We start from the raw sequence: 26,982 nt of genomic DNA on the forward strand, positions 1-26,982 counted from the left end.
TTTTACATTTAATTCCTTATTTTGGTGGATGTTTGAATTTTTCGGTTGCATCCACATACAGCACTTGCAAAAACTTCTTCACATTGATTTTCATCTTTTTAGGAACAGATGCAGTATCTTCAATAGTTTTCATCAATGCTCGGATTTCCGCAAATTCAAAATAACGGGGTGAATAGTATTCAAATTCTGGATTCGTATAGTCGACTACTCCAAGAGTAGCTAAATTATTCATCGCTACGGAAATGGTACGACGAATACGTTGCTCAATTGCTTTACTTTCTTTTATAATCTCTGCACTACTAAATTTCGATTGACTGGCAAGCTCTTCATAAATATCTTTCAATGGTGGAATTTGCATTGTCTTTTCTTCTCTTGAAGATAAAAAGTCAATGATTGAAACAATATCATCACTCCCCACCTCTCCGACAATCCCCATATCATTTAATATAGAGGAAACAATGTCTTTCATCGTACGATAGGATTCCTCATTTGTCTCTTCTTCAAAGTTTAAAATTGACTTTCTAATGGTTAACAGGGATCGTTTCAAAAGAAAACGTTCGGACGTTTTCTTTAATATGCTTTGTACCTCAATTCGATTGATTGGTTTGTGTATAAAGAATTCGATATCCTTTTCGTAAGCCTCTCCAACCATCTCTTTATTTTCTACTTGCGAAATCATAATAAAATGTCCTCTAAATCCTTGTTTGCGAAGTTGTTCCATTGTTTCGATTCCATCTAACGCTGGCATCAAAAGGTCAATAAGTACAAAATCTGGGTCACTTGATAAAATAGGCTCCAATGCATTCATCCCACTATCAGCTTCCCCAATAATTACTCCCATATCCCCTTCAACAATAATTTGTTTTAGCATTCGCCGGCTTGCTGCATCATCATCTACAATAAAGTATCGCAAAGTTACTCAACTCCTTTTTGTATGTTTTTACGAGGAATCCCAATACAGAAAATAGTCCCTACAGCTGGGCTTTCAACGTGGATTTTACCGTCCAACATTTGGACAATTTCTTGTACATGAGATAAGCCGATTCCGGTTGCTGCCACGCCTTGTTGGTTATATTTTGTTGTAAAGCCCGGTTCGAAAATAATATCTAAATCTTCTTCAGCTATACCTTTTCCTGTATCCTGTATCCTGAAGAAAATCATTTCTTGATCATCAGATACTTGAAGTATAATACTTCCCTCATCTTCTACAGCTTCGATTGCATTTGCGGTAACATTATTGAGGATTGCAAGTAAAGGAATTTGCTGAGTTAGTGCAAAATCTACAGTATTTTCTACTTTAAATTCAATTTTCTTATTTAACATCTCGCTATACTTAACATTTGCAGTTACGACGAACTCTACAATATTCGATAAATGGTAAACGTCTTCTGTCTTAGGCATCGTAATATTCGACAATCCAGAGAAGATTCGTTGTGCGTCTTTTTTCACTTCATGAATTTCCTGGGAAATGTGTAATGCCCTAATACTTTGATTTTGTAATTGCTGTTTTTTTAGATCCCGATATAAATCATAACTGTCAGCCATTATTTGTTCGATATGATTCATCATTTTTTGCAAATAGAGTGTCTCGACATATAAGTCTGATCCTAGAGTAAGTTGTTCATCCAATCGTTTTCGTTGTTCAGACATAATAATGGAGCTATATACGCCTACTACAAAGAAACTTCTTAATAAAGCAACCATCACGATTAAAAACCAATCATAAGAACCAAGATAGGAATTAGGTAAGGTTAAGAAACGCATAATATGTTCCGCACTGTTCGCAATAATCTCTATAAATGTGGCAATTATACCTAACTTAAATGGTTGTTCAATTAATCGTTCTACCTTTAAAAACCTAAATAATAAAACATAAACAAAATAATATAAAAACGCCGGATAGTGTTCTATAAGGCTATCCGAAAATGTACCATTATATAAAGTTACATTTGAAAATATCCGAAAGATAACGACCGTTAATCCAGTTATTACACCCGTTCGAATGACTGATTTAGGTAAACGGATCAAGATTAATAATAGAAAGGTAATACTACCTAAGCCAAAGCGGAAGTGCTCTCCATTAAACGGTATGAGTTTGATCTCGCTACTAATCGCTGTGAATAATGCGATCAACGATACCCATATTGTTTCAGATTTTAACCATTTTGATGACATTGTATTCATGGAAGATCACCTTATTAAAAAGACTTAAAAATTCACATATAGACTATTTTAACATTTTCATCATCATAAAGAAAAATTTTTATTAAACGAGCAAGATAGCCCTTACAAAGATAAATAACCTCTACATTTATTTTTGAATGCAGAGGTTATTTATTGGTAACTTATATACAAAGACATATTTCCAGGACAAATGTGAGATTTCACGATTACTCGTTTAATTAATCATGCCTTTATTTTCTTTATGGTAACTTACATACACCTTTTTAACTACCTGTTGTCATTCATTTGCCTAATCTACAGCTGAATTCCCTTCACCTAAAATGAGAACAAGTCGATTTTTAAACCGTTGCAAAGATTTAATCGTATAGTTGAGATTAGATAATCCCAAGGTTTCTGCACCTTCAATCTCCAACTTTTGCGGACTTGAAAATTGACTTAATTGTAGGTTCGTTTTACAATTATCTCGAATTAAAGATAATTTTCGATATTTTGAAGGGGAGATTACTATGCTTAGAAAAGTTGATCATAAACACATGGGTACTAGCCACCTAGGTTGGTTAAACAGTACATTCCATTTTTCATTTGCTGAATATTATAATCCAGAAAATATTCAATTTGGTGCTTTGCGTGTTATTAACGATGATTTAATTGCACCACATACAGGCTTCGACCTACATCCTCACCGTGATATGGAGATTATTTCTTATGTTGTAAATGGTGCACTTACTCACCAAGATAGCATGGGTAACAAGCATACGATCACTCGTGGTCAAGTGCAATATATGAGTGCAGGGACTGGCGTTTTCCATAGTGAACATAATATGGGTGACGAAGAACTTCGTATGCTGCAAATCTGGATTTTACCTGATCAATACGGCCACACACCTCATTATGGTGAATTCTTATTTGAAATGGATGAACGCAAAAACAAATGGCTTCATATGGTTTCAGACAAAAATGGTACTGCACCTATTCAAGTAAACCAAGATACTAATTTGTATGCTATTGAATTAGAGGCTGGTAAGGAAATTGACTTCGAAGTAGCAGTAGGTCGTCAAGCTTATCTTGTAGAAATAGAAGGGCGTGCCATGATTAATGATGTAGCCCTTGAAACACGCGATGGTTTAGAAATTACGGAAGAGGCTATTCATATTAAAGCTGAAGATAAATCACATATTCTAGTGATCGAAATGGCTAAAATCGACTAATCACCACAAAACAATAACTATTATAATTTCAGAAACGTTGTTAAGACAACGTTTCTATTTTTTTATCTTATCCAACTCTGCAAAAAAAGCTCCCTCTCAAAATGAGATGACAGCTAAATATTTATCTTATGCACGCTGTAAGAAAGCTTTTGTTCGCTCGTGCTTTGGATTGTTGAATACTTCATCTGGTACACCATCCTCAACAATAACTCCTTTATCCATAAATACGATACGATCTGAAACTTCTCTTGCAAATTCCATTTCATGCGTAACAATAATCATTGTAAGTCCTGATTTTGCTAATTCTTTCATAACCTTCAATACTTCCCCTACCATCTCAGGATCGAGAGCTGATGTTGGTTCATCAAATAATAGTGCATCTGGTTGCATGGATAATGCTCTAGCAATTGCTACACGTTGTTTTTGACCACCCGATAGTTGGCTTGGTCTTGCTTTTAAATAGCGATCCATTCCAACTGTTTTTAAGTATTTTATCGCAACTTCTTTTGCTTCTTCTTTTGAGCGTTTTAATACCTTTGTTTGACCAACAATACAATTATTTAGAACATCCCAGTTGTTAAATAAATTAAACTGCTGGAACACCATTCCTAGATGTGTGCGATAAGTATTAATATTACGTTTATTGTCTAAAATATTTTCACCATTATAAATAATCTCGCCACCACTTGGCGTTTCTAGTAGATTAATACAACGCAAAAGTGTTGACTTCCCTGAACCAGATGATCCAATTACACACACTACTTCACCTTTTTTTACAGAAAAGTTTACGTCTTTTAACACTTCATGTGTACCAAAGGATTTACTGAGATGCCGAATATCAATTATTGTTTCCATTGTTTTCTCCCCTTCGTACCCCTATTGAGGTGACTCTGGTCGGCGAATGACCACAGTTTCATCTAGCATTTGATAATTTGCATCACCTGCAAGCTTACGTTCAAAGTAACGTAAAATTTGCGTTACGGTTATCGTCATAACTAAGTAAATGATACATGCGACAAAGAATGATTCAAAGTATCGGAAGTTGTTCCCCGCAATGGACTTCGTTTGAAAGAATAGCTCAGTTACACCTATTACATTTAATACCGATGTATCTTTAATATTCATCACATATTGATTACCTGTCGCCGGTAATATATTGCGCATTACTTGTGGTAGAACTACATGAATCATTGTTTGCCAGTGATTCATACCAATTGCACGTGCGGCTTCGAATTGCCCTTGATCAACACCGATAATTCCACCACGTACGATTTCAGCCATATATGCGCCTGTATTAATGGATACAATAAAAATTGCAGCAAAGGTGCGGTCCATATCGATGCCAAACAATAAATCAGAACCGAAGTAAACAACCATCGCTTGCACAATCATTGGTGTACCACGGAAAAACTCAATATAAATCGATAAAACAATATTGATCATTTTTAAAATCCATTTTTTTGCACCACTCTTACCTTTTGGGATTGTATTAATGACGCCAATAATCAAGCCGATTAATGCGCCAAAAATAGTCCCGATCGTTGAAATAACTAGTGTCATCCACGCGCCTCGTAAGAACATCGGCCAGTTATTTGTAATGATATTGATAAACCATTCTAAGCTCATTATTACTCCTCCTTAAAGCACAATAAGAACTACCAATTGCAATCATTCACAATCGGTAGCCCTGCTTAAGTTCGTTTAAAACTATTTAGCTGCTGGTTGATTTTTAATTGCATCATCCATGATTTTTTCACGATCTGCGTCAGAAATTCCTTTTAGAATCTCGTTAATCTTAGATGTTAAGTCACTATTTTTTTGTACACCTACAGAGATAGCAGTGTCTTCTTCTTTTGTTTTGAAACCTTTACCATCTGCAAATTCAACCATTGCGAAATGATCGTTTGCAGCTGTTGCTGACACTGCTTCAGGTTTTTCTGATACGTAAGCATCAATCTTGCCTGATTCAAGAGCTACACGCATAGCTGGGAAATTATCCATTGCTGTTTCTTTTTTAACACCTTCGATTTGATCGATGACAGAGTAGTGGAAAGTATTTAATTGAGCTGTCACTTTAGCACCTTTAAAGTCAGCAATCGAAGTTGCACCTTCGAATTTACTACCTTTTTTAACGACTAATACTAAGTTTGATTTATAATAAATATCTGAGAAATCGATTGTTTGTTTACGTTCTGCGGTTGGTGACATACCAGCGATAATGGCATCAATTTTACCTGAAGTTAACCCTGGTACTAGACCATCCCATTCAGTTTTAACAATTACCAATTTTTTACCTAAACCGTCAGCAATTTTCTTAGCGATTTGTACATCATAGCCACCAGCGTATTCTGCATTTCCTTGAATAGCAACTGCGCCATTAGAATCGTCTGATTGAGTCCAGTTAAATGGTGGATATCCTGCTTCCATACCCACTCTAAACGTATCTTTACCATCATTATTTCCTGATGATTCAGATTTTTTAGAATCTTTCGATCCGCATCCAGCTAAAACTAGGACGGTCATTAATAAAACACCCAATAATAATGCCCATGTTTTTTTCATGTTTCCCTCTCCTTTAAAAATGATATCCATCATATGTGTGTATTAAGAAAAAAAGACTATAAAAAAGGAACCTGAGTTGAACTCAGGTCCCAGAATATGTCTAGTCCTAAATCCTCTACTTTTATCCCTTAATGAGATAGCACAACTCAATAAACCGGGTAGTCTATTGAGACAGTCCTGCAATTATTCACTGCAGACCCAGCATGTAATCTCGAGATCAATTACACACTTCGGCAACATTTCCTTCTTCCCAGTTTCATCGCTTTCTCTAACTCCGCTAAGAACTATTAAATATCGCGCCTCTACCTCACCAAAAAGTGAGGTCGTATTTACTTGTTGTGAACAGTCTACAATACTAGTATTTTCATGTCAACAGTCAATTATCGAAATATTTATAAAATAAATATTTTTCTAGTTCCTTTTTCGTACTATACAAACTATAAAATACGAAGCTATAAATACAGACTATAATTAGTCTCCCTCTTTCAAAATATCTGCATCAATATATTGAATTTCACCTGTTGTTGCATCAATATTTTCAATATCTCTACTATTTGGGAAATACATAACATAATCCAGTCCGTATACTGTCACTTCCTCGTCTTCATCATCATAGCTAGAAGTACGGGCAAGCTTCATGTGTAATTGGTCTTTGAATAGTGAATCAGCTTGTTCTAATGACAATACAGGATTCATATCCATAGAAATTAATTCGTCCTCATTTGGTAATATGATTGTACAATCACGGACAATACCAGTATATATGCCGACGTTAACATGTATAGAATAATCCTCAATACGAATTCCTTTATGATGGCGTATAAATGTAAACGTTGTGAAAGGTTCGAAGTCAATATCATCTTCTTCATCAAAGTCTTCTTCATCTTCCATCATTTCAAGTTCTTCAAAGAATTGTCGTTCCTCTTCTGATAAATCCTCTTCGCTTATAATATCGAAATCATCATCATCTTCTAGCTGATCTTCAAGTAAATATTTCTCATGAATATTACCAACAGCCGCTTCTAAGAACATTGTTGCTTTTTCTTCTAAAACTTTTTCCGGTAATTCTTCTTCTAATTCTTTCCAATCTACAGATGATTCATAATCCATTTGAATTTCATCCGAATGTTCAATTCTAATAATCGGTTCAGCCAATTCAATATCATCTTCTGCTTTATACCAATAACGTCCAGATTCATTTTCTACCAAATGCATATCATTTGTAACGCCCAATAAATCTTCGATCGTCTCAGTAACTGTTACTTTTTCAAATGTTTGTGCCTCTACATCTTGCTCTTCAAAAAAGTCTCCTGCGGTTACAATATGCCCATCCACATGAACTGCCATATACTTACGCTTTGGATAATAGACAAGCTTCATTTCACCATTGTCCTCGTGAATGCCAAGCTCTACCAAAGGATATTGGCATAAAATATCTTTTGCATCATCAGCAGAAATTTCAATATCTGGATATGATAATTGATAGTATGATTGGAATAGTGTTGCTGAAATAATAAATCCTTGTTTATTGATCTCAATTGTTGCACCTGAATTAGGCAAAAATAGATTAAGCGCACCATCTTTTGCCTCAAGAACGATTAAATAAGATTCCCCATTCCATTCTGTCATCATGTTAAAATGTAGGTTATCACGGCAAAATTCTTGTGCAAAATCTTCTGCACAACCAATTATTTCATCAGGTGTCAATTCTTCAAATTCATCTAGTGAAACATCATTATTTTCCATAATCTCATCTAGATCAACCATAAATGAAGTTAGTTTTCCTTCATCTGATAACTCCATATGACCATATAGTAAACCTCTATTGGCGTCTATAATTTCGCCTACTGTAGAATCATCCTCATCATATTCAATCGTAATAACTGGTCGTCCAATGATATAGTCTCTCAATACAAATTCCCAATTTTTCATCAGTTGCTTCCTCTCATTAATCTCTTTAAATATATATCGAAATTTATTATTTTTATGTTTATGTAAAAGTAGGAAATAGCTTAGATGTCTCGTTTTTCCCTATAGCCCTTAAAACCTGATTTTAACATAAATATGTTAGTTCGTCTTAAGTTGTTTTGACATTAAAATATCTCCTCCTTCAGAGCTTACTTCTTTTTAATACGGATCCTCATTCTATTTTATTAGCATTTTTGTATTTAATTTTACTTAAATGAATCAATTTCATAAATCCACTTTTAGTTTTTTAATACGAACATTTCAACACATTAACTTTTATTCAGATTTGTATGCTCCACTACAAAGTTGGATATCATTAATTGTTCGTATACTTTATATAAATTTTAAATAGGCCATTATTATATGCCATATCTATTAGAACATTGTCTATGAAGCGGAAGATGGCAAAACCTCGAAAATGTTAATTCAGGGAGGTACATTTAAAGTCCCGCGAAAAGCGCCATCTGGAGCGGCATACTAAGTAAATTCTAGGAATGAAATGTCATACGAATTATTGAGTTGTTTATTTAGAAAATATTCGGATTTTTCAACTAGAAAAGCATTTATGAATTTGATTCAAATATATAAATCTAAGAAAAGTTTTTGACAATGTGGCGAAAATAATGTAAATTACCAAAGGACGAACATTTCCGAGTTATAAAAAAATAATATTCGTTTTTAGGAGTGTGTTTCATGGATAATGTATTTGATTACGAAGATATTCAATTAATTCCCGCAAAATGTATTGTTAATAGTCGCTCTGAATGTGATACAAGCGTAATGCTTGGTGATCACAAATTTAGACTTCCTGTTGTTCCTGCAAATATGCAAACAATTATAGATGAAAGTATTGCAATTAAATTAGCTGAAAATGGTTACTTCTATATTATGCACCGCTTCAATCCTGAAAAACGTGCAGATTTTGTAAAAGATATGCAAAGTCGTGGCTTAATTGCTTCGATTAGTGTCGGTGTAAAATCTGAAGAGTACACTTTTATCGAAGATTTAGCTAAAGCAAATTTAACACCAGATTATATTACAATTGATATCGCTCACGGTCATTCAAATGCCGTGATTAACATGATTCAACATATTAAAAGATTAATCCCAACCACTTTTGTTATTGCAGGGAATGTCGGTACACCTGAAGCTGTACGTGAACTTGAAAATGCAGGCGCAGATGCTACAAAAGTTGGAATCGGACCTGGTAAAGTATGTATCACTAAAATTAAAACCGGTTTTGGTACAGGTGGCTGGCAATTAGCTGCACTTCGCTGGTGTTCAAAAGCTGCAACAAAGCCAATTATTGCAGATGGTGGTATTCGTACAAATGGTGATATTGCAAAATCAGTTCGCTTCGGTGCAACAATGGTCATGATTGGCTCACTGTTTGCAGGGCATGAAGAGTCCCCAGGTAAAACAATTGAACTCGATGGTAAATTATATAAAGAATATTTTGGTTCTGCATCGGAATTCCAAAAAGGCGAAAAGAAAAACGTTGAAGGTAAAAAAATGCACGTCGAACATAAAGGGCATTTAAGAGATACTCTAATTGAGATGGAACAAGATCTTCAATCTTCTATTTCATATGCTGGCGGTACAAAACTTGATGCGATTCGTAACGTAGATTATGTAGTCGTGAAAAACTCTATTTTCAATGGAGATAAAGTGTACTAGGAAACACCATTTCATACCTATTAGAGCTACATCGTCAATTATTACAATTGGGGGTGTAGCTTTTTGTTATCTGAATATTACAAACTATCTTACTAATATTGATATAATTTTATCTTTTTTCCACCATTTTGGATTATTTATAATTAAATTTATCTAAACTGTGGTAAAATTGAATCATCCATCTCAATCGTTTGAATCATTAAATATTACTATAAATTATATATGTTACGGCCGATAATTTAGTGTATAGACATGATTCAAAAAGGCAGAGAAATACTAAAACTAATCAACGACGTAGCGAGGTATCTTTAATTGAAAAAATTTCTAAAATTGAATCTCCGTACAAAATTATTCAGTGCATTCTTACTAATTTTAGTGATTCCTTCTATTATTCTTGGGGTAATTTCATATAATAGTACAAAAAAACAAATTGAATTCGAACAGGTTAATAGCGCAAAATCAATGGTTGGTCTATTAAATTCAAATATTACAGATACAATCCAGCCCAAAACTCATGATGTAGGGTATTTATCAAAGAAAGTCACGTCCTCATTATTAGATGCGTCAAAGAATTCAGACCTCCGAAAAGTATTAGATCAATATGTCAATGAACATCCTGAATCTTCAATGGCTTATGTGGGTACAGCTAAAGGGAAAATGATCCGTATGCCATATTTTGAGTATCCAAAGGATTATGATCCACGCGAGCGCCCATGGTATAAAGAAGCGCTTCAAAGTAATGGTGATGTAGCAATTACCGAGCCTTATATTTCCTCTACAAATGGTAATTTAGTAATTACCATTTCAAAGAAACTAACAGACGGATCCGGAGTAGTCGGTATTGATATTGCTATTGATAAACTAAAGGAAGTTGCCAATAAAGTTAAAATTGGTAAATTAGGCTATGTTTCATTAGTTGATAATAATGGAAACTATATTTCGCATCCACATATTAAGAGTGGAAGTGCTGCAAAAGAATCATACATCAAACAAGTTTTCTCTGAATCATCTGGTCAAACAGATTACAAAGATCAAAAAATACTATACCAGACAAATAAAACAACTGGATGGAAAATAGTTGGTACAACATTTAAATCTGAAGCAACAAAAGATGCTGCAGCGACATTAAATATTGAACTAATTGTAGAGATCATTTTCATCGTTATTGGTAGTATTTTAATCCTATTCATTGTTCGTTCGATTATAAAGCCAATCGACAAATTAAAAGCAAGTGCACATCGATTGGGAGCTGGTGACTTAACAGAGGAAATCACTATTCATTCAAATGATGAGATTGGGGAACTTGCTAAATCATTTAACACGATGAAAAACAACCTTTCTTCATTAATTCAAAAAGTAAATAGTAGTACATCACTCGTTCGTTCTTCATCTGAAGAATTATCTGCAAGCGCTAGCCAAAACATTGCTGCATCACAGCAAATTGCAGCTGCAATGCAACAAGTGACAATAAATACCGAACAGCAAACTAATAATATCGAACAAAATGCAAATTCTGTAGAGGAAATTGCAAATGGTATCACAGTTATAGCAGAAGAAGCTTCTGAAGTATCTTCTCTATCTGTTCATGCAACAAAACAAGCTGAAGACGGCGAACAATTCATTAAACATACAGTATCTCAAATGGATTCAATCCATCAATTTGTAACAACATCTGATGCCAAAATTAAGTCTTTATATGACCGCACAAAAGAAATTGGGGCAATTTTAGATATCATTGGCGATATTGCAGGTCAAACAAATTTACTGGCTCTTAATGCATCGATTGAGGCTGCTCGTGCTGGCGAACACGGGAAAGGATTTTCTGTTGTAGCAGATGAAGTACGGAAGCTTGCCGAAAGCTCCCAAGAATCAGCTGCGAAGATTGCCTCACTAATTACTGCAGTTCAAAAGGATTCTGGAGAAGCTGTACAAACGATGATTCAAACATTAGAAAATGTACAGGAAGGCATTACCATTTCGCAAAATACTGCTGCAAAATTCAAAGCGATTATTTCGAGCATGCGTGACATTACACCAAAAATCGAGAATGTTTCTGCGACATCTCAACAGATATCTGCATCCATCCAAGAAATGGCAGCTACTGCACGTACGTTAAATGACCATGCCAGAGATAATGCAGCGGCTTCCGAAGAAGTATCTGCTTCTACAGAAGAAACCCTATCCTCAATGGAGGCTATGGAAACATCTGCCGCACAATTACTGAACATGTCTGAAGAATTGCAAGATGTTGTTCAACGATTTAAAACGAAATAAAAAAACAGCTCTAAGTATAGTTTTATAAACTACACTAGAGCTGTTTTTCTTCAACATATATTTTAAGTAACTAAAATTGCCTCTATTATAATAATTGCTTATTAGTTTATAGAAAAACAGTTACATCCTTTAATTATTTTGTTTACTCTGGTTGAAAAACTGTTCCATCGTCTAAATTAAACTGCCATTCTACTCCAAAACGATCTTTTACACTTCCATAGCATGGACTCCAAAATGTCTTTTGTAACTCCATCATTACTTCGCCGCCATCTTGCAATACACTGAATGCTGAACGGATATATGCTTCATCATCACTCACAACTGCTAATGTAACATTGTTTCCAACAGTGTATGGGGAACCTGGGAAAGTATCAGAGAACATAATATCACTGCCACTAACTTTAATATTGGCATGCATAACTAAATCCTTTGCTTCCTCTGGTAATTGAGAGTTCGGATCATTGTCAGCATCACCAAATGTCATAATCTGAGGCTTTTCTGTTTGAAAAGCCTTACCATAAAACTCCACCGCTTCACGAGCATTCCCGTTAAAAATTAAATAAGGATTTACAGTCATTGAATACACTCCTTCAAAAGTTTTAGTATATTTTATAATCGCATCTTTACCTCTTATTTTTTCTCCGTCACTGCAAAATAATTATTTTCATCATCCGCAAAGTTGAACACTTATCCACTAGGTATCTCTACTAAATCCCCTACTGTAATTTCTTTTGCTTTAAATTCTTCATATAAACTTTCTATGGTATCTGTAAAAAACATTATAGAAGGTGTTCCTAAGTTTAGGTTTGGCTCCATTTGCGCAACCATTTGCTTATTTTGCAAAACAAAAGATGTCTCAGCATTGCTTGTTGGTGCAATCTCAATCATTCGGAATTGCGCATTATTCTCTTCAGAACGAACCGTAAACCCTACTTTCTCTGTCCAAAAACTTTTTGCTGCGTCCTGATTGTCTACATAAATCATGACTTGTCCTAATTGTTGTATCATTTGCATTTTCCTCCAGAATGTGTTCTTTAATTTCTATTAAAGACAATGCATATGAATAATTTCGATCTCTTTCATATTAATTCCTTCCTAGCATAGATTTATATAAAAAAGGTGGGAGCTATTATTTTTAACGACTTACAAATGATCCGTTATTTTTTACCTCCAACAGCTTCAATTTTAGAATTACCACAAAAAGGTGTCCTTATTCAACATGTTGATGTAGATGGCGATTCTGTAGAGGAATTAGTCAGTGTATACATCTATCAAGGCGATACCTTTCTTCTTTTGCTCAAACAAGTAAATTTTCAATGGCAGCCACTCGCTCATCTGAAAATAGACGAGCATACAATTGCTGGGCTACATGCGATAAAACTTGATCATCGCACAAAAAAAGCATTAGTAATTGAATGGAAAACAAAACAATTACCATCATACTTAGATTATTTGCAATGGACTCCTAATGGTTTTGAACGACTTCCTGTAGACTCCCCTCAAATTGTCATTACAAAAAGTTATGGTGACGTTACTGGAGATGGTACCATCGATACAATTTATCTTACGGGTACCAAACAAATGGATAGTCCCTATTGGCAGAATATCAATCTTGTTATATTCTACCATTCAAAAAATACCTATGAAAAAATACCTCTTAAAGATAATAGCGGATATAATCCCACCATTTTCCTTGGAGATTTCACAGGGAATCACATTAAAGACATATTTATTACTATTGATACAGGTGGAAGTGGTGGCATCATATATGCCGATATTTATTCTTACTTAAATAGGAGAATGACCCTAATTTTCAATGATGATGCCTACCAGCAACAGTCAAAATACTCCGTGGATTATGAGAATTTTTATAAAGTACGTGTAACTAGTTCAGCACCTACAAAGCAATATATCTTGGATATACGCTATAAGGGAAAGGAATACTTATCCGAAATTTATAATCTAGATGGTACTTTAAAAGCTCCTATCGAAGGATGGGTTGATCCATTAGGCGGCCTTTATCCAGTTGATTTTGATCGTGATGGTACGTATGAACTTCTAGCGTTTCAAAAAATATCCGGAAGATATCATGCAGACGGCTTAGGTTATGTACAGAATGTATTGCAATGGAATGGTAAACAATTTGTAACTGAACGACAAAACGTTTCGATTGAAGGAGAGGACTTATAAGAGATATCTAGTTGTATACGTGCTCCGCTTTCAATAATAGACTATGTCGAATTTTTGTTTAAAGTGTCAGTACGCTAAGCAAACAAGCCAATTGAGCAGAGCCAAATAATAAAAAACCATCTAGCTCAACCGAGTTAGTGGTTTTTATTCTATTAAAATAATTTATTGTCAAAAGCAAAGATTACTTTACGTTTTTTAATGCAAATTGTTGATGTTCGCATTGATGAAAGTTTAGAGCAATCTCTAGGTAATTATCTTGTGCATCTGGTACTTCTAACCCTTGATTGATAAGACCTTTCCACAATATTGCGTCTAATGCATAAGGAGTTTCATGTTGGAGAATTTCTACAAGGTTTTTAGATATAGCAACTTGATACGTTTTCTCGCTATTTTGCACACATAATGTATATGTTCTCCAAGTTTCAACTGTTACTTTATAATCTACATGCCATTCTTGTAACTGACTTTCAATATCCCTTGCCACACATTTAAAAAACTTTCTTGTTGCAAAATCATTCGCCATCGTAGATCTAAAAAAAGCATTAGTATTCATCTCAACCTCTCCTTTGCATTTAATACCCTAGTTTTCTTATAGGTATTATATTAAAATGTTTAGTAGATGTAAACTAATATCTTAAAAATTGTTTTGAAAAGCTGAATGGCGAAAATTTGTCCTATAATACCCTTTCATATTTTAATGTTCTCTAGCATAAAAATTTGGTACAGGGTATCTATAGTTACATTTATTTTTACCCTAAATAAAGTAGAGAGAAATTTTTGGGTACAAGCAATTATTTAAACCAAATAAAATGGAACAGGAGAGAAAAATTGCAGAAGATGCTGCCAAGGAACAAGCCATTAAGTTTGATACTGAGAAAAAGGCAAAAGCAAATGTTGAGGCAAAAAAGACCTCATCTAAGAAAGCCGTTTAAGAAAAGGCAAAAAGAGGCTGTAGAACAGGAATCTCTTATAACCAACTAGCCAATATTTCAGATCAATATTCGGATAGGCCATTCCCAATATCGGCACCATCATTGGTCAAAGTCTTTTTAGTGTCCTGAATAGTATGAAGGGGTTGCTTAAAGTGATTTTCTACACTTTTAAGCAACCCCTTCTTAAATTTATTACCAATTCGTTTATTCAAAAAAACTTGCTTTCCCTTTCATCAAAAAAGCCTTGGACAATTGTTCAAAATCCTCTGCGTTCAATTCTCCTTCATCGCTAGTTTTAGAACGATTTACCATTAGACATTTACCCGTACCTTTCTTGATACAAACAAATGAAATTTTTGAAATATGGGTACTAAGCCAAAACCGGCTTTCTTTATACTACATATAAATATTGTAAGGAAGATTAGAGCATCTTGGAAGAGGTGATACGTACAAATTGACCGTAACCACAATGCATTATTAATGTTAAAAATCAAGCCAGGAAGGAGGTCAGAATTATATGCAACCAATGGCTTGGGTAACCATTATTACCTTTTTGGTTACGCTTGTATTTATTCTTTGGAGACCTAAAGGTATTAATGAAGCTATACCTGCTACAGTTGGCGCTATAATTGTATTACTAAGTGGAAGTGTCTCGCTTACTGAACTTGGGATTATTACAGAAACCATAAGTGGCGCAGCCATAACCATTATGGCAACAATCGTTATGGCAATAGTCTTAGAGAGCTTCGGCTTCTTTAACTGGGTCGCAGAAAAATTGGCAGAAAAAGCTAGAGGATCAGGTATCCGCTTATTCTGGTATGTGAATCTTTTATGTTTTCTAATGACTCTCTTTTTTAATAACGATGGTAGTATTTTAATCACAACACCTATTTTGGTTATGTTATTAAACAATATGGGCTTAAAAAACCATCAAAAAATTCCATATCTGTTGTCTGGGGGATTAATAGCCACTGCTTCAAGTGCTCCAATTGGTGTAAGTAACATCGTAAATTTGATTGCACTAAAAATTGTGCATATGAGTTTATATTTGCATACGGCAATGATGTTCGTTCCCGCCACACTTGGGTTGATCTTGTTAGTTGTGCTCCTATTTTTAAGATTCAAAAAGGATTTACCTAAAAAAGTTCCGACAAAAATCACAGGATTATCACTTCCAAATTACCATCCTTTAAAGCAAAGTTCTATGTATGCTTCGGAGAATGACCGTACAAAATTTATGCGCAACATCCTACTATTCGTCTTTGCCGTACGTCTCAGCCTTTTTGCCGCTTCCTTTGTTTCCATTCCTGTTTCCCTTATGGCTGTTTTTGGTTCACTTGTTCTTTTAGGATGGCGATGGATTTACCTAAAAGTACCTCCAGGTGACATGTTAAAAAAAACCCCGTGGTATATTATTATTTTTGCATTTAGTATGTATATCATCATATATGGTCTTAACAATATTGGACTAACGGAATGGCTGATTGAGTTTATGCGTCCGATGGTTTCTGGAAGTCTACTTCATACTAGCGTGTTAATGGGGATACTACTTTCTATACTCTCAAACATATTTAATAATCACCCTGCTCTTATGGTCGGAACATTGACATTAACGAATATGAATTTAGATCCACTTTCCTTAAAGGTTGCCTATTTGGCTAATGTAATTGGGAGTGACGTCGGCTCGCTTTTACTCCCAATGGGTACACTAGCTACACTAATGTGGATGCACATCGTAAGAAATGGAAATATAAAAATTACATGGTGGAAATATATAAAAGTTACTCTGGTTGTTATACCACCTACAGTGTTATTTACACTCGTGATTTTGTATTACTGGGTTACTTGGATTTTCTAATAAATCACTTTAACTATATTAATAAAACATTTAGAAAGCGATATAGCAATATTATGTAAAGCATGAAGACCTATAAATTTTTGGTCTTTACTAATCTCTTCTAAGAATTTTTAGACCACGCAAGAGAATTCTATTCTTTTAACTTAGACCGTTAATTAAAATCCTACTGTTTTTAACCTTCTAATCCATTTGATTAACCTAATGCAACCAGAGCAGCCCTTAGTAATGTATTCAAAGATGCTCGTTAATGCTCCTATCCCCATTTTCTACTTAAACGAAGTTGCGTGGTAAGTTTAAGTAGAAACCTTCAATAACAATTAGAGAGAATAATCTAAATATTCATCCAACTGATACTTTTAATATATGACATAATTAAACAAGTTCTAGGAGTTGATCTTTCTTTTTCTTTCTCTTCTCCTCATACATTTTGTTATCCGCTTCAATAAATAGCTGCTTCATTTTTAAAATGGATGAGCTACTATAAGCATGCCCCTTCGACATTTTTATATAAAATGTATGATTACTGCTATTGAAAAGATCAATTTCATTTTGTAAATTAGCCAAAAATACTTCAATCTGCGATGGATTCGTATCAATTAAAATAATTGCAAATTCATCCCCACCTATTCTTGCAACAATTTCCTTCTCACTAGAGATTCTGTATAGTAACTTAGCGGTTTCTTGTATTAATACGTCTCCCATTTTATGCCCAAATTGATCATTTATGAATTTAAGCTCATCCAAATCGCATATAACAATAGCAACTGGAACATTACTCTCATTATCGTAATAATAAAATTTTGTTTCAAAGTATTCACGGTTATAAATATTGGTTAATGCATCATGGGAAACTTTATATTCTAACTTTTTCTGTAATTCAACTTTTTCGTTTATATTTCTATAAATCCCTTGAACAGCAACAACTTCACTATTTTCATAAATCGGTGTTGTATACTCCTCAAACCATATGTATTCGCCGTCATCCCTTTTCAATCTAAGAATAATCGGCTTACTATAATCAAGATTCCCTGTTATTTTCTTTAATAAGGTCTCATAATCATCTGGATGGACAATCTCATAGATTTTATTTGGACAATGCAAATGTTCCTTTAAAGAATCAGGTCCAAGTATATTATCAATGACAGGGCTCAAATAACGATATTTTAATTTTGGCTTAGTGTCACAATAATACAGAATATCTTTTGCATTCTCTACAACTTGTATCATGGGAGTTAAATGTTTCATTTTTTGCTGTAATTTTAATCGCATCAAGTTTAACTTGAGGCATACTATGAAGATCCCTACTAGAAGTAATGCAGCTAATATCCACATCATCAAAACCCTTTCTTTTACTTCTATAAATTTACACATTATCCTTTTATTAATTTATATAATAATACATTAAATTACTATTTTACATAAAAAAATATAGCCCTTTCAGCAATTTAATGTTTCAACGCACAAAAGTACTATTATATTGCAAATAGTTTCCCTAATTCGACAAAATTCGGACAAATTCGACATTTCTATTTGACTTTTAATATTTAAATGTTTAGAATATTTATATAATTTAAATAGAATCGAGTGTATCCAATGAAAAATACTATTTTCCGAAAAAAGTCCGTTGATGAGCTTTTACATCAACACGGAAAAGTTCAACTAAATAAAACACTAGGCGCGTTCGATTTAATGCTACTGGGAGTCGGTGCAATTGTTGGTACAGGGATATTCATCTTACCAGGTACTGTTGCTGCTGAACACGCAGGTCCAGGGATTATTTTCTCCTTTATCATCGCTGCTATTGTTTGTGCATTCGCTGCCATGTGCTACTCTGAATTTTCTTCATCAATTCCCGTAACAGGTAGTGCTTACACATATAGCTATGTCGTGTTTGGAGAAGTTGTTGCTTGGCTTGTTGGATGGTCATTAATATTAGAATACGGCTTAGCTGTTGCAGCTGTTGCAACAGGTTGGTCATCTTATCTTAGTTCACTATTAGCAGGCTTTAATATTCATATACCGCAAGCGATTTCAGGAGCATTTAATCCTGCAAATGGAACTTATGTAAATCTACCTGCGATTGTAATCATTTTAGTAATCGCATTTCTATTAAGTATGGGTATAAAAGAATCAACTAAACTCAACACAATCATGGTTTGCTTAAAAGTAGCGGTTATTCTTCTTTTTATCTTTGTAGGTGTATTTTATGTCGAGCCTGCAAACTGGAAACCATTCACGCCATTTGGGACAAGTGGTATATTGTCGGGCGCTGCACTTGTTTTCTTTGCTTATCTTGGCTTTGACGCAGTATCGTCAGCTGCTGAAGAAGTGAAAAATCCACAACGCAATATGCCAATCGGTATTATTGGTTCATTGCTCATCTGTACAGTTTTATATGTTATTGTATCGCTTGTTTTAACAGGAATGGTTCCTTACACAGAATTAAATGTAAATGATCCCGTAAGCTATGCGATGCAACTAGTTCATCAAGATTGGATTTCTGGCATTATCTCTTTAGGTGCAGTGATTGGTATGATGACTGTGATCCTTGTAATGCTATACGGTGGTACCCGTCTTATTTTCGCATTTAGTCGTGATGGTTTACTCCCAAAAATAATGTCAGAAGTAAACACAAAGCGTCAAACACCGATTAAAAACACTTGGATTACAGCAATCCTAATCGCTTTCTGTGCGGGCTTTGTTCCTTTAGACAAGCTAACTGAACTAGTCAATATGGGTACTTTATTAGCCTTTACTGTTGTATCAATCGGCATAATCCTTTTACGTAAGAAAAAGGATATTCCAACTGATGGATTTAAAGTTCCATTCTTCCCAGCCATTCCAATTATCTCATTTGTTCTATGTATTTTCTTAATGACTCAATTATCTCTACACACAATTATTTTCTGTGGGATTTGGATGATTATAGGCTTAATCATTTACTTTATTTATGGTAAAAAACATAGCTTATTAAACAAATAAACTACAGCTCATATGGCACAATGCTATATGAGCTTTTTTGCCGAAATTCAGAATGCCTATACATCTTCTGTCCATTAAGATATATTAAAATTAGGTGATGATATGAAAACAAACATTTACTTAGATAATGAAAAGTTTATTGCGGGTATTACTCTAAGGGATGAAATCGAACGTGAACAAGGAAATATGGCACTACATACTTGTGTTAACCCCGATGATGTATTGGAAAACCGTAAAAGATTAGCCATTTCTCTCGGTTGTGGACTAGATCATTTTGTTTGCGCCAATCAAACTCATAGCGCAAATGTCTATAAGGTAACGGTTGCTGATAAAGGCAGAGGTGCTGAAAGTAAAGATACAGCTATTCCGAATACAGATGCCATATACACTTTTGAGCCAAATCTATTATTATGCTCTTTTACAGCCGACTGTGTACCCGTCACTTTTTATCATGAAGAGAATGGCCTCATTGGTGTGATTCATTCTGGCTGGCTAGGGACTGTCAAAGAAATTACTTTGAAAACATTTGAACATCTAAAACAAGTTGAGCATTGTAATCCGAGTGATTTGCATATTCATATTGGCACAGCTCTAAGCCAGAAGAAATTTGAAGTGGATGAAGATGTGTATGAAAAGTTCAAAAACCTTGGTTACGCAGATGACTTTATGTATTACAATGATCAAACAAATAAGTATCATATCGACAATCAACAAACTGTAAAAAAACAATGCGAACTAGCAGGAATTCCTTCTGATCATATTGCGATAGATCCTACTTGTACATTTTTAAACCCAGAAGGATTTTCTTATCGCCAAGACAAACAAGCCGGAAGACATTTAAGTTTTATTATGAAAATGGGCAACTAACTACATGAAAATAAAATTGAAAGCATATCATTCATACATTGATATGCTTTTTTATTTTCTGTTTTTTAATTGTGGAGACTCAATTACTAATGATTTTGCTTAGTTCTACAATTTAAAATGAATCTCAAAATAAAAAAATTGATCCAAGATAATAATAAAATAAGGAAAATTAGGTGTTAGTACCTTGCAATGTATAATACTGGATGTTATATTATAGCCAACAGGTATTATTCAAGGTATTGTACTATACAATAAACAGTAGTGAATTAATAAAAGGAGGTGATAGAATTGTGAACGTGCAATTTAAAAAAGGCGTATTAGAGCTCTGTGTACTCGTGCTTTTAGATAAGCAAGATCGTTATGGATATGAACTAGTACAAAAAATTTCCGACCAAATCGAGATTTCGGAGGGATCCGTTTATCCTCTTTTAAGACGGTTAACGAAGGAAGAATACTTTACAACCTACTTACAGGAATCATCAGAGGGACCTTCTAGGAAGTACTACAGATTAACGGACAAAGGAAGAGAATATCTTCATGAGCTTATCAATGATTGGGAAAAATTCACAAAAGGTGTCAATCAATTAATAAAAGAAGGTGAGAATTTTGACTAAAGAACAATTTCTAAAAAATTTAAATTTAGCTTTAGAGGGCCTATCATCAGTTGAACGCCAAGATATTTTAGAGGATTATGAAGAACATTTTGCAATTGGATTAGAAGAAGGAAAAACAGAAGAACAAATTGCTGCATCTCTAGGTACCCCTCATAATATTGCCAAGGAGTTACTTGCAACGTATCACCTTGAAAAAGTTGAAACAACCGCTACAACAGGGAATATTTTTCGTGCTGTTTGGGCTGTTATTGGATTGGGATTTTTTAATTTAGTCATAGTCCTTGGACCATTTATAGGATTATTAGGCATGGTTTTTGCTGGTTGGGTAGCAGGGGTATCCTTTATCGTCTCACCTTTACTTGTCTTAGTGAATACTGTTAATGGGGCTTTTGAATTTTTTGACTTATTTGCATCCATTGGCCTTTGCGGACTTGGACTATTTATTATTTTGGGCATGGTTTTTGTCACAAAATGGCTTACTAAGGGATTTGTAAAGTATTTGAAATTTAATGTATCTCTTGTGAAAGGTGGTTTAAAAGCATGAGTAAGATGTTTTTAAAACTAATCTCAATTATTGCACTCGTTCTTCTATTAATTGGTGTGGTTGGCGGCATTCTAACATTCCGCTCCAGCAATGAAGTGGTTTCAGTTGCAAAAACAAAGGAAATTACTAATCCAGATATTAAGGTATTAGATGTTCATATTGATAATGCAAGTGTAGAAATAATCCCTACAAAAGGCAATACCACTAAGATAGAACTAAAAGGTAAGAAATCATCTTCCTCTAAACAAGAACTATCGACTACAGTTAACGGTGAAACACTTTCGGTTACATTAAAGGATCGTCAGTTTAAATTCTTTACTCTGAACGTTCTGGCAGTACCACTATCTTTAAAAATATATGTTCCTGAAAAGTCATACAAATCGATAAAAGTAGAGTGTGATAATGGAAAAATAAAAGTAGCAGATTTACAAGCAAATGATGTTTATACAAAGACAGACAACGGCTGGATTACTTTAGAAAATATAAAATCAACTGAGACGAGTGTGAACTCAGATAATGGCATGATTGTTCTAAAAAATGTAGAAGGAAAACTTACTGGGGAAACAAACAATGGGAAAATCACTTTAAAAACCAAAAGTTTAGATCGCCCCATTCAATTAGATTCCGACAATGGAATTATTACCGTTCAAACAGAAACAGAACCGACAAATGTAACATTTGATGTTCATGTAGACAACGGTACTGTCAATATCCTTGATAAATACAGGAACGCTGCTGTTATTGGCAAGGGGGAAAATTTAATCAAGTTAACTACGAATAATGGACGGATTACAATAACGAAGTAAATGGCTAGACCGGCCTTGTTTGCAGATTGAATTTTACCCTCTGAACAGATGAAAATATTGGATACTATTGGAGCAGCTAAGAACATAAAGCACATCCTTTTTTTACATGATGTGCTTTTTTCTACTGCAGCAGTTGCCGGCGTAATTACTGCAGGATTTGGAGCTTGGATACTAGGTCTAGTTTTTTCTTTTATATACAATAATTTGTACATAAAAGCCTTGATTGAAAAAGGCTACGGTCCTATCAATGATGAAGATCAATCTATACTACAGCAAAACCAGATTTTATCTAAATAGCATAACTTGGGTATTTCACTAAATACATATCTATTTAATAATTATGCAATTTTGTAGATTTAGGAACCTCCTATTTAATCACAGATCATCGAGAAATGTATTAATTGCTATTTTAATCTTATCCATATTATCTGATGTAACAACGCCAAAGGTATCAATCCAGATTAATGAAATAAGCTCTATCTCAAAAAAGACAGTGTCACTTCACTTAGTGACGCTGTCTTTTTAAAACATCCATATATACGATTTGAAAAAAACAATTTTCTATTTTGAAAGGATTGTATGTAAAATCTACATATCTATCCCTCTCCTTTTAAGAGTCCTATAGGCAAGTAATAAGAGAGATTATTGGTAATCATACCTCCAACTCTATAACCAAATGCTGCAGATTTTCCATTAAGCAGAAAGCTTCCTAGTAGAAGTTTTCCTTCCTGTTTCCCTTTTTCACTATTAAACGTTATTGTGGGATGCTCGACGAATTGTTGATAAACAGGGATGTATTTCGAATAAGAATTTTGAACATCCGCGTGGATTAACTGGCCATCTTTATTAAATATTTCTACCGTGTCTCCTTCTCTTCCAAATGTAGGTTTTTTCACAAAGGAAAGACGCTTTTGTAAAAAATAATCCGGTTCAAGATAAGTCGGAAGAAAATATTCCTCAATCCACATATGCTCTTCTTCTGTAAAGAAAGGATGATGTTCTTTATGCAATCCCCAAATTACCGCCTGAACTACTTTATTTTGTAGTAAAAAGGATGAAGGGGGATTAATGATCGACAGTTTTTTCTCCTCCACAAGTTCTATCAACCATAAACCAATTGGACTTCCTTCCTCATCTTCATCCATTATCAAACTTTCAATCGGAAATGTTTGCCGATAAAGGATATCAATTTTGATACCCTCCTCATCAAAAAGCCCTACACCTTTTTGGATTTGAAGCTTATGGAGAGGAGTAAATTTAGATGGCAGCACAGCATTTTGAAGATACTTTACGGTCTCACGATCCTCAACGTTGTCCACGTGAGCAGTAAAAACAATATGAGGGGACTCCTTATCTGTGCTTTGGTATATGCTGTCACGGACCGCTTTTCGTAAAAGTCGTTCCATGTCTTCATTTGGATTTTCTACGCCAAATTCTTGGCATACCAATCTATTTATATCAAATAACTCTTTAATAAATGTTGGCGTATCGGCATTGATTTCAATACATTTATAACTATCTCCATATGGGATAAGGTCAAGTCGTGAGATAACACTCTCGGCTGGAAGTGTTTTTAGTCTTATAAATGAAAGTGTATCCTTTGGGAACCCCATTTCAAGAAGAATTTCATCGGGCACTTTTCGAAGTAAGGAACCTATTTTAAAAAATATAGAGCCAATACGTTCACTAATAAGACGGATATGAGCAACATCCTCTTGGTTTAAAAGCTTTATATCATAAAGTGCATATTCCTCACCATAAAGATCTGCCCAAAATCCTTCCATTTTTCCGTATAACTGCTTTCGTTTTGTATGATACATATGTACACTCAGTCCTGTTCTAAATCCTTGACGTAAATCACATATACACCCCGATCTTCATCAATCTCTGTAGAGGTAACAAGCTTTTGCCCGATTCCTGGAACATCAACAACATCCTTTAATAGAAAACGCAGAGCATCAAAGTGAGAAATACTTGAAATTCGAGAAAACAGTCGGTAATTTTCCCGTTCATGAGGGCTACGAAATTCAATATGTATACCTTCACCACGAAAGCTTTTTTCATCTTCCCCTGGCAGATTCCTTCCTATTTCTTTAATCACCAAAATGTCATTTTCCCCATCCATCTCATTTGAAGTGAGCTTGTATTGGGTTCCTCTTATTATGAAATATGTACATAGCTGTCTTGCGTAAAATTCATCTATTCCAACATTTGGAATGTTATATTCATAGAACCGCTCATAGTAATCATTGCCTTTATCAATATAATACGTTAATTGTTTCAATATACTTCCCCGCCTCAATTAGTAAGATAGACATTTTGCTAAAATCCAACCAACTGCTAACGATAACGATAATAACATCGTACCTACTGCTCGATTATCCTCTTCGATTGCTTGATGAATACTAAAACGAATCGTGATGGCTTCTGCTAGTACAAACACAATAATTTGGGATACAATCCCAATGACTCCCCAAATGGCCATATCCACCAGTGATACCGAATATTCAGCAGCGGCTCCTAAAACAATAGCTAGACCAAAGATCTTCCCACCGAGTGACATTGCCGCTGTTACATTTCTCTCAGCAATCAACTGAAATTCTTTTAACTTCGGCGTGCTAATTGCAAATAGTGCAACTCCCACAAGAAGCAGAAGTAAGGCTACTCCTAAATAAGATAGAAAATTGATATATAAATTCACATTCATCCTCCTTTTTTGCTTTAAACATAATAATTATTTTATCCCCCGAAGCTTTTAAACCCACTACCAAATCCAGAACTCGCCTTAATTCCTTCTTTAAATGAAGAGCTTTTTTTATAACTTTTATAACCACTGCTTTTTAATAGTGAATTTTTATTGTTATAATAATGGCCGCCATAGTAATAATGACCATTGTGACTTGAACTGCTGTCATCACATACCCAGACACCTTTATTGTCGTCCCATTCCCAATCATCACAATTTTTATCAGTAGGTTTAGGAGGGAGATTAGCGCTATTTGAACCGCATCCAACAAGACCAAGTGAAAGTGCAGTCGTTGTAATGCCTATCATAATTTTTTGAGTTTTCCCCACTATTTTCACCCTCTTCCTTTTTACAATATACTTTACGAACGGATTTCAAAAAAAGATTCAAAAATATAAAAAGAGGCTGTTTTGTGAACTCTATAAATCATGTCTTTTCGGCCATATCTGCAGTTGTTCAAACTATACTGTTCACCGGAATAACATGGGAGGAGGATCCATTTTGTCCACAAAAAAGGATATCCCTAATGCAGTACTTTGGAATACCCTCTCTTTTTTCCATTATATTTAAGATATGTAGTCTAGAATTTTAATGGTTTCCCCTCAAATGCCTTAAGCCTGAATACTTGAAAAACACGGAAAATGAAGATATTCATGTAATAGTAGATTGTATCCTAGAAAAACTAGCTATCTAATTAATAAAGCTGTCATATAGCTGATAGCTTTTTGTTAGTCTTTTGAGAAAGCTGGTCTCTCAACAGTTATTTTCAACTTTTATATCACAATTGCCTGTTAAAGCATAAAAAAACACCTTAAATGGTTAAGTATTTTTCAACATCTCAGCAAGCTCATTTAGGGCACTGTACTGTTTAATACGATAATGACGACCTTCCTTTTGCAAATACCCTTCATCACAAAATTGTGCGAGCACATACAACAAGTGCCGATAAGAAACGCCTAAATAATCACAAACTGTTACATGTTTTTCCTTATATATTTCCTCATCAGAAGTTTGCAATATAAAATCCGCAAGTCGGTTTTCAAGTGGGAAAGCAAGACTTTGTGAATACTTCTCCGCCATATGTGTTGCTTTTACACTTAAAAACTTAGTTAGTTCACGTAGAAATATCACATCTTCTAGAAGTTTTTCGCGATAGCAATGGAAAGGAAGAGCAAAACAAATCGTCTTAGTAGAGGCTTGAATTCCTTTTGTATAGTACTCCTCATTTAATAATTCCATTTCCCCAATATAATCATTCGCTTTGATCATATTAATTAAAGAAACTTTCCCATTTTGATGTGTTACATATATTTTTGCTTTTCCTTCTATAACATAAAATAAGAAATTCGGTCTCGTGCCTTCTTGAATAATCCATTCATCTCGTTGATATTCACGCACTTCTACAAACTCTTCTATCGAAAAAGAAAATAAATGTGCAATAGAGTTTTTCTTCAAATATTCTCGTTTTTTCTCACCTTTATAAATTTCCATTTTCCACCTCAGGTAATATGAGATATCTCATATTATTGTAACTATCTCCATGATATCATGCAAACAATGGAGGGAAGAC

General features: G+C 34.3%; 26 protein-coding genes, 1 pseudogene and 1 riboswitch. Of the genes and pseudogenes, 11 read left to right on the forward strand and 16 right to left on the reverse strand.

The window, feature by feature from the left end; all coding sequences use genetic code 11:
• Positions 1–16: 16 nt before the first annotated feature.
• The 3 genes and pseudogenes from Q8X41_RS12415 to Q8X41_RS12425 form a co-directional block, all read right to left on the reverse strand.
• Positions 17–913, reverse strand: coding sequence for a response regulator (locus Q8X41_RS12415; RefSeq protein ID WP_397536631.1), 897 nt, complete (start codon positions 911–913; stop codon positions 17–19).
• 2 nt (positions 914–915) lie between these two features.
• Positions 916–2,184 carry an ATP-binding protein gene (locus Q8X41_RS12420; protein ID WP_397536632.1) on the reverse strand — a complete coding sequence of 423 codons (1,269 nt, stop codon included), beginning with the start codon at positions 2,182–2,184 and terminating at the stop codon, positions 916–918.
• Positions 2,185–2,476: 292 nt separating this feature from the next.
• A pseudogene (locus Q8X41_RS12425) lies at positions 2,477–2,608 on the reverse strand (thioredoxin reductase); the annotation flags it as partial.
• An 82-nt stretch (positions 2,609–2,690) separates the two neighbouring features.
• On the opposite strand from Q8X41_RS12425, the gene Q8X41_RS12430 reads away from it, so the two are divergent.
• A complete protein-coding gene (locus Q8X41_RS12430; protein ID WP_397536633.1) occupies positions 2,691–3,392 on the forward strand; it encodes a pirin family protein in 702 nt (233 codons plus the stop codon).
• Positions 3,393–3,518: 126 nt separating this feature from the next.
• On the opposite strand, the gene Q8X41_RS12435 is transcribed toward Q8X41_RS12430, so the two are convergent.
• From Q8X41_RS12435 to Q8X41_RS12450, 4 genes are all read right to left on the reverse strand, one after another.
• Positions 3,519–4,247, reverse strand: a complete 729-nt coding sequence (locus tag Q8X41_RS12435) for an amino acid ABC transporter ATP-binding protein (RefSeq protein ID WP_397536634.1) — start codon at positions 4,245–4,247, stop codon at positions 3,519–3,521.
• Between the two features lie 21 nt (positions 4,248–4,268).
• Positions 4,269–5,018, reverse strand: a complete 750-nt coding sequence (locus Q8X41_RS12440; RefSeq protein WP_397536635.1) for an amino acid ABC transporter permease — start codon at positions 5,016–5,018, stop codon at positions 4,269–4,271.
• A gap of 81 nt (positions 5,019–5,099) precedes the next feature.
• Entirely contained in the window at positions 5,100–5,954 is an 855-nt protein-coding gene (locus Q8X41_RS12445; protein WP_397536636.1) for a transporter substrate-binding domain-containing protein, read from the reverse strand.
• A 129-nt stretch (positions 5,955–6,083) separates the two neighbouring features.
• Positions 6,084–6,267: riboswitch (Lysine riboswitch) on the reverse strand.
• Between the two features lie 158 nt (positions 6,268–6,425).
• Positions 6,426–7,886, reverse strand: a complete 1,461-nt coding sequence (locus tag Q8X41_RS12450) for a hypothetical protein (protein ID WP_397536637.1) — start codon at positions 7,884–7,886, stop codon at positions 6,426–6,428.
• Between the two features lie 729 nt (positions 7,887–8,615).
• Here Q8X41_RS12450 and guaC point away from each other — a divergent pair.
• A complete protein-coding gene (gene guaC / locus Q8X41_RS12455) occupies positions 8,616–9,599 on the forward strand; it encodes a GMP reductase (RefSeq protein ID WP_397536638.1) in 984 nt (327 codons plus the stop codon).
• Between the two features lie 312 nt (positions 9,600–9,911).
• Positions 9,912–11,873, forward strand: coding sequence for a methyl-accepting chemotaxis protein (locus Q8X41_RS12460; RefSeq protein ID WP_397536639.1), 1,962 nt, complete (start codon positions 9,912–9,914; stop codon positions 11,871–11,873).
• Positions 11,874–12,015: 142 nt separating this feature from the next.
• Here Q8X41_RS12460 and Q8X41_RS12465 read toward each other — a convergent pair whose 3' ends face one another.
• Together Q8X41_RS12465 and Q8X41_RS12470 are read right to left on the reverse strand one after the other, a co-directional pair.
• Positions 12,016–12,450 (reverse strand): VOC family protein, encoded by a 435-nt coding sequence (locus Q8X41_RS12465; RefSeq protein ID WP_397536640.1) that lies wholly within the window; start codon positions 12,448–12,450, stop codon positions 12,016–12,018.
• 110 nt (positions 12,451–12,560) lie between these two features.
• A complete protein-coding gene (locus Q8X41_RS12470; RefSeq protein WP_397536641.1) occupies positions 12,561–12,881 on the reverse strand; it encodes a VOC family protein in 321 nt (106 codons plus the stop codon).
• Between the two features lie 141 nt (positions 12,882–13,022).
• Between Q8X41_RS12470 and Q8X41_RS12475 the strand changes: the two genes are divergently transcribed.
• On the forward strand, positions 13,023–14,063 hold the full coding sequence (locus Q8X41_RS12475; protein ID WP_397536642.1) for a hypothetical protein: 1,041 nt from the start codon (positions 13,023–13,025) through the stop codon (positions 14,061–14,063).
• 181 nt (positions 14,064–14,244) lie between these two features.
• Here Q8X41_RS12475 and Q8X41_RS12480 read toward each other — a convergent pair whose 3' ends face one another.
• On the reverse strand, positions 14,245–14,616 hold the full coding sequence (locus Q8X41_RS12480; RefSeq protein WP_397536643.1) for a hypothetical protein: 372 nt from the start codon (positions 14,614–14,616) through the stop codon (positions 14,245–14,247).
• Between the two features lie 905 nt (positions 14,617–15,521).
• Here Q8X41_RS12480 and Q8X41_RS12485 point away from each other — a divergent pair.
• Positions 15,522–16,853 (forward strand): arsenic transporter, encoded by a 1,332-nt coding sequence (locus Q8X41_RS12485; protein ID WP_397540265.1) that lies wholly within the window; start codon positions 15,522–15,524, stop codon positions 16,851–16,853.
• A gap of 372 nt (positions 16,854–17,225) precedes the next feature.
• On the opposite strand, the gene Q8X41_RS12490 is transcribed toward Q8X41_RS12485, so the two are convergent.
• On the reverse strand, positions 17,226–18,188 hold the full coding sequence (locus Q8X41_RS12490) for a diguanylate cyclase domain-containing protein (RefSeq protein ID WP_397536644.1): 963 nt from the start codon (positions 18,186–18,188) through the stop codon (positions 17,226–17,228).
• A 258-nt stretch (positions 18,189–18,446) separates the two neighbouring features.
• On the opposite strand from Q8X41_RS12490, the gene Q8X41_RS12495 reads away from it, so the two are divergent.
• From Q8X41_RS12495 to Q8X41_RS12520, 6 genes are all read left to right on the forward strand, one after another.
• Positions 18,447–19,835 (forward strand): amino acid permease, encoded by a 1,389-nt coding sequence (locus Q8X41_RS12495; protein ID WP_397536645.1) that lies wholly within the window; start codon positions 18,447–18,449, stop codon positions 19,833–19,835.
• A gap of 102 nt (positions 19,836–19,937) precedes the next feature.
• Entirely contained in the window at positions 19,938–20,702 is a 765-nt protein-coding gene (gene pgeF, locus Q8X41_RS12500; RefSeq protein WP_397536646.1) for a peptidoglycan editing factor PgeF, read from the forward strand.
• Positions 20,703–20,992: 290 nt separating this feature from the next.
• Positions 20,993–21,316: a PadR family transcriptional regulator gene (locus Q8X41_RS12505; protein ID WP_397536647.1), complete on the forward strand. Its 324-nt coding sequence runs from the start codon at positions 20,993–20,995 to the stop codon at positions 21,314–21,316.
• The gene (locus Q8X41_RS12510; protein WP_397536648.1) at positions 21,309–21,860 is read left to right on the forward strand and encodes an HAAS signaling domain-containing protein; all 552 of its coding nucleotides are present in this window, start codon (positions 21,309–21,311) and stop codon (positions 21,858–21,860) included. The genes Q8X41_RS12505 and Q8X41_RS12510 overlap by 8 nt, the downstream gene beginning before the upstream one ends.
• On the forward strand, positions 21,857–22,666 hold the full coding sequence (locus tag Q8X41_RS12515; RefSeq protein ID WP_397536649.1) for a DUF4097 family beta strand repeat-containing protein: 810 nt from the start codon (positions 21,857–21,859) through the stop codon (positions 22,664–22,666). Before Q8X41_RS12510 ends, Q8X41_RS12515 begins: the two co-directional genes overlap by 4 nt.
• A 57-nt stretch (positions 22,667–22,723) precedes the next feature.
• Complete coding sequence (locus tag Q8X41_RS12520; RefSeq protein WP_397536650.1) at positions 22,724–22,963, forward strand: hypothetical protein; 240 nt, start codon at positions 22,724–22,726, stop codon at positions 22,961–22,963.
• 299 nt (positions 22,964–23,262) lie between these two features.
• Here the strand turns inward: Q8X41_RS12520 and Q8X41_RS12525 are convergent, their stop codons facing one another.
• The 5 genes from Q8X41_RS12525 to yeiL all read right to left on the reverse strand — a co-directional run bounded on the left by Q8X41_RS12525 (position 23,263) and on the right by yeiL (position 26,903).
• Positions 23,263–24,486 carry a glutathionylspermidine synthase family protein gene (locus tag Q8X41_RS12525; RefSeq protein WP_397536651.1) on the reverse strand — a complete coding sequence of 408 codons (1,224 nt, stop codon included), beginning with the start codon at positions 24,484–24,486 and terminating at the stop codon, positions 23,263–23,265.
• Between the two features lie 8 nt (positions 24,487–24,494).
• On the reverse strand, positions 24,495–24,950 hold the full coding sequence (locus Q8X41_RS12530) for an RNA helicase (protein ID WP_397536652.1): 456 nt from the start codon (positions 24,948–24,950) through the stop codon (positions 24,495–24,497).
• Between the two features lie 18 nt (positions 24,951–24,968).
• Complete coding sequence (locus tag Q8X41_RS12535; protein ID WP_397536653.1) at positions 24,969–25,367, reverse strand: DUF350 domain-containing protein; 399 nt, start codon at positions 25,365–25,367, stop codon at positions 24,969–24,971.
• A gap of 38 nt (positions 25,368–25,405) precedes the next feature.
• Positions 25,406–25,741 carry an aminotransferase yhxA gene (locus tag Q8X41_RS12540; RefSeq protein ID WP_397536654.1) on the reverse strand — a complete coding sequence of 112 codons (336 nt, stop codon included), beginning with the start codon at positions 25,739–25,741 and terminating at the stop codon, positions 25,406–25,408.
• A 490-nt stretch (positions 25,742–26,231) separates the two neighbouring features.
• Positions 26,232–26,903, reverse strand: coding sequence for a transcriptional regulator YeiL (yeiL, locus tag Q8X41_RS12545; protein WP_397536655.1), 672 nt, complete (start codon positions 26,901–26,903; stop codon positions 26,232–26,234).
• Positions 26,904–26,982: the final 79 nt, after the last annotated feature.

The organism is Rummeliibacillus pycnus, assembly GCF_044359855.1.
GTDB lineage: Bacteria > Bacillota > Bacilli > Bacillales_A > Planococcaceae > Rummeliibacillus > Rummeliibacillus pycnus_A.

Excerpts from the sequence above, each read along its gene's own strand:
- Q8X41_RS12470 (WP_397536641.1), bottom strand. The coding sequence starts at position 12,881 with ATGATACAACAATTAGGACAAGTCATGATTTATGTAGACAATCAGGAC.
- yeiL (WP_397536655.1), bottom strand. The coding sequence starts at position 26,903 with ATGGAAATTTATAAAGGTGAGAAAAAACGAGAATATTTGAAGAAAAAC.
- Q8X41_RS12485 (WP_397540265.1), top strand. The coding sequence starts at position 15,522 with ATGGCTTGGGTAACCATTATTACCTTTTTGGTTACGCTTGTATTTATT.
- Q8X41_RS12480 (WP_397536643.1), bottom strand. The coding sequence starts at position 14,616 with ATGAATACTAATGCTTTTTTTAGATCTACGATGGCGAATGATTTTGCA.
- Q8X41_RS12420 (WP_397536632.1), bottom strand. The coding sequence starts at position 2,184 with ATGAATACAATGTCATCAAAATGGTTAAAATCTGAAACAATATGGGTA.
- Q8X41_RS12450 (WP_397536637.1), bottom strand. The coding sequence starts at position 7,886 with ATGAAAAATTGGGAATTTGTATTGAGAGACTATATCATTGGACGACCA.
- Q8X41_RS12445 (WP_397536636.1), bottom strand. The coding sequence starts at position 5,954 with ATGAAAAAAACATGGGCATTATTATTGGGTGTTTTATTAATGACCGTC.
- Q8X41_RS12490 (WP_397536644.1), bottom strand. The coding sequence starts at position 18,188 with ATGATGTGGATATTAGCTGCATTACTTCTAGTAGGGATCTTCATAGTA.
- Q8X41_RS12475 (WP_397536642.1), top strand. The coding sequence starts at position 13,023 with ATGATCCGTTATTTTTTACCTCCAACAGCTTCAATTTTAGAATTACCA.
- Q8X41_RS12525 (WP_397536651.1), bottom strand. The coding sequence starts at position 24,486 with ATGTATCATACAAAACGAAAGCAGTTATACGGAAAAATGGAAGGATTT.
- Q8X41_RS12515 (WP_397536649.1), top strand. The coding sequence starts at position 21,857 with ATGAGTAAGATGTTTTTAAAACTAATCTCAATTATTGCACTCGTTCTT.
- guaC (WP_397536638.1), top strand. The coding sequence starts at position 8,616 with ATGGATAATGTATTTGATTACGAAGATATTCAATTAATTCCCGCAAAA.
- Q8X41_RS12495 (WP_397536645.1), top strand. The coding sequence starts at position 18,447 with ATGAAAAATACTATTTTCCGAAAAAAGTCCGTTGATGAGCTTTTACAT.
- pgeF (WP_397536646.1), top strand. The coding sequence starts at position 19,938 with ATGAAAACAAACATTTACTTAGATAATGAAAAGTTTATTGCGGGTATT.
- Q8X41_RS12440 (WP_397536635.1), bottom strand. The coding sequence starts at position 5,018 with ATGAGCTTAGAATGGTTTATCAATATCATTACAAATAACTGGCCGATG.
- Q8X41_RS12435 (WP_397536634.1), bottom strand. The coding sequence starts at position 4,247 with ATGGAAACAATAATTGATATTCGGCATCTCAGTAAATCCTTTGGTACA.
- Q8X41_RS12430 (WP_397536633.1), top strand. The coding sequence starts at position 2,691 with ATGCTTAGAAAAGTTGATCATAAACACATGGGTACTAGCCACCTAGGT.
- Q8X41_RS12465 (WP_397536640.1), bottom strand. The coding sequence starts at position 12,450 with ATGACTGTAAATCCTTATTTAATTTTTAACGGGAATGCTCGTGAAGCG.